Source organism: Enterobacter sp. ZOR0014 (assembly GCF_000798855.1).
GTDB lineage: Bacteria > Pseudomonadota > Gammaproteobacteria > Enterobacterales > Enterobacteriaceae > Enterobacter > Enterobacter kobei.
Genome location: NZ_JTLF01000118.1, coordinates 1 through 3,319 on the forward strand (window position 1 = coordinate 1; position 3,319 = coordinate 3,319).

2 protein-coding genes are annotated in these 3,319 nt (G+C 55.4%); both read right to left on the reverse strand.

Annotated elements, in window-relative coordinates; all coding sequences use genetic code 11:
- Nucleotides 1–52: 52 nt before the first annotated feature.
- The gene (ybaL, locus tag L977_RS06155; protein WP_014882816.1) at nucleotides 53–1,729 is read right to left on the reverse strand and encodes a YbaL family putative K(+) efflux transporter; all 1,677 of its coding nucleotides are present in this window, start codon (nucleotides 1,727–1,729) and stop codon (nucleotides 53–55) included.
- A gap of 232 nt (nucleotides 1,730–1,961) precedes the next feature.
- Nucleotides 1,962–3,164, reverse strand: a complete 1,203-nt coding sequence (locus L977_RS06160) for an MFS transporter (RefSeq protein ID WP_047625304.1) — start codon at nucleotides 3,162–3,164, stop codon at nucleotides 1,962–1,964.
- Between the last annotated feature and the right edge of the window lie 155 nt (nucleotides 3,165–3,319).

The window sequence follows — 3,319 nt, forward strand, 5'->3', positions numbered from 1 at the left end:
TCCCTCTCCCCGTGGGAGAGGGCCAGGGTGAGGGCATCAGACCGCAAAAATCTTACCCCGTAACAGCCTCTTCAACCGGCGGTTTCGCCAGCAGCGTCAGCATCGTGTTCGCAATCTCACGTTCGCCCATCACTACCTTATCCGCACCGCGCTCGGTGATGTACTCCACCTCATCGTCATAATGCGCCCGGGCGATAATCTCAATATTGGGGCATTTCTCACGCGCGGTGGCTACAATCTCGCCCGCTTCATAGCCATTCGGAATAGTCAGCAGCAGCCAGCGCGCGCAGTCCAGATGCGCCAGCGCCATAATCTCCTCGTTGGCCGCATTGCCCAGCACCGCACGAATACCACGCTCGCGCAGTTCATCAACGCGGGTGCGTGAGGTTTCAATCACCACCAGCGGAATGCCCTGCGCCATCAGCTTCTCACCGAGCAGGCTGCCCACGCGACCAAAGCCGACCAGCAGCGCATGGTTGCAGATATCCACCGGGATCTGCTTCTCCTCTTCGATGGCTTCTTCCAGCGTCTGCTCTTCCAGCGTTTCGGTTTTATCGAGGTATTTTTCCAGCAGGGCAAACAGGACCGGGTTCAGCATAATCGACAGAATTGCCCCCGCGAGCACCAGATTCTGCCCGGCCTGGGGCAGCAGGTTCAGAGCCATACCCAGACCCGCGAGGATAAAGGCGAACTCACCAATCTGCGCCAGGCTGGCGGCAATCGTCAGCGCCGTACGCGGGGAGTGGCCGAACATCCGCACCAGGAAGAAGGCGGCGAGCGACTTACCGAAGATAATGATCGCCAGCGTGCCCAGCACGGCCAGCGGCTGCTGAACCAGAATCATCGGATCAAACAGCATGCCGACGGAGACAAAGAACAGCACGGCGAAGGCATCACGCAGGGGCAGGGTGTCATGCGCGGCGCGGTGGCTCAGCTCAGACTCGTTCAGCACCATTCCGGCGAAAAACGCGCCCAGGGCAAAGGAGACGTCGAACAGTTCAACAGCGCCAAAAGCGATCCCCAGCGCCAGCGCCAGCACGGAAAGCGTAAACAGCTCGCGGGAGCCGGTCGCCGCGCTGCGGGACAGGATCCACGGCACCAGACGACGGCCCACCAGCATCATGATGGCGATAAACGCCACCACTTTACCGATGGTGATACTCATATCCAGCGCCAGCGAGGCGAAGCCGATGTTGTCTTTTTCCATCATTCCGGCGACGGCAGGCAACAGCACCAGCGTCAGCACCATCACCAGATCTTCCACAATCAGCCAGCCTATCGCGATTTGCCCGCGCTGGCTGTCTATCAGCTGTCTCTCTTCAAGCGCGCGCAGCAGCACCACGGTACTGGCGGTTGAGAGACACAGCCCAAATACGATACCGGTCATCAACGACCAGCCCAGCACGGCCGAAAGCGCCATCCCCAGCAGCGTCGCCACCCCTATCTGGGCGATCGCGCCAGGTATGGCGATCGACTTTACCGCCATCAGGTCCTTCAGGGAAAAGTGCAGGCCAACACCAAACATCAGCAGAATCACGCCTAATTCCGCCAGCTCAGGCGCCAGCTTGGTATCCGCGACAAAACCTGGCGTAAACGGTCCCGCCAGAACTCCCGCTAATAAATAGCCGACAAGAGGAGAAATACGCAGTTTATTGGCAATCATGCCAAGGATAAAAGCGAGCACAAGTCCACCAACAATGGTGGTGATAAGCGGTGTGGCGTGGTGCATTCCGTCTCCTTCCGCGGTGAGTGTTCCATTTTTGGCGTGAATACCAAAAGACCAGGTAATAGTTTATGACAATTTTTGCCCTTATGTTTATGAATAATTGTTGAAGTTTGAATAAAACGGCAATATGCGCGTAAAAAAGCGCATATTGATAAATTCAGGTCAGGGATGGAGAGGAAACCCTTATGGCATAAGGGGGGCAGGTAGCCAAATTTTTACTTTGGCTACCTGTAATTCACGCTTTGTGACAGTTATCAGGCACGAATATGGTCAACATCCCCAGAAGTGGCAGGAAAGCGCAGATTTTGTAAACCAGGAAGATGCTGGTGTGATCCGCGACCATCCCCAACACCGCTGCACCAAGCCCACCCATACCGAAGGCGAAACCGAAAAAGAGTCCGGAAACCATACCGATACGGCCCGGTAATAGCTCCTGGGCATAGACCAGAATGGCGGAAAATGCCGAGGCGAGGATAAAACCAATGATCACGGTTAAAATGCCCGTCCATTCGAGGCTGGCATACGGCAAAATAAGGGTAAACGGCGCGACACCGAGGATAGAGCCCCAAATAACATATTTCCGGCCAATCTTATCGCCCACCGGCCCGCCAATAACCGTTCCGGCGGCAACCGCGAAAAGGAAGGCAAACAGGTGGATTTGCGCATTTTGTACCGATAATCCGAATTTTTGCATCAGATAAAAGGTGTAATAGCTGCTGATGCTTGCCATGTAGAAGTATTTCGAGAAAATCAGCACCAGCAGTACGGAAACCGCCAGAATGACCTTATTCCGGGGCAGGGGATTGATAACCTTCGCTTTAGGTTTCCCCTTATTTACGCGATGCTGAGCGGCATACCAGCGGCTGATCTGCGCCAGCACGATAATCGCCAGCAGTGCGGCCAGCACAAACCACGCCACGTTCCCTTTGCCATACGGGGCGATAATCACCGCCGCCAGCAAGGGGCCGAGGGAGCTGCCAAAGTTACCGCCGACCTGGAAAAGTGACTGCGCCAGCCCGTGACGGCCGCCGGAGGCCATACGCGCCACGCGTGAGGACTCAGGGTGGAAGACGGACGACCCGGTACCCACCAGCGCGGCAGCAATCAACACCGCCTCAAAGCTGCCAGCCATCGCCAGCAATACCAGACCGCTCAGGGTAAAGCACATGCCAATCGGCAGCGACCACGGCATCGGGTATTTGTCCGTCCAGTAGCCCACCACCGGTTGCAGCAGCGAGGAAGCCAGCTGGAAGGTGAGGGTGATCATCCCGATCTGCACGAAAGTTAACGAAAACTCGGACTGCAGCAGCGGATAAATTGCCAGAATCAACGACTGGATCATGTCGTTGAGCAGGTGCGAAAGACTGATTGCGCCTAATACCTTAAAAGAGGTGCGCGATTTTGGCGGCGACGCCGGGGTTGATTCGCTGATTGCCATAAATACCACGTTGTTTTGTTATTAGAGATGCAGGGTGTAATTATTATCCGACTAACATACCCGCCCGGGACATTTGAAGAAAGTCGCAATTCTGAAAACTTATTTGTCTATTATTGTGAGTCACTGTAATTTTTGCCTTTGTCTATTGGTCAGGG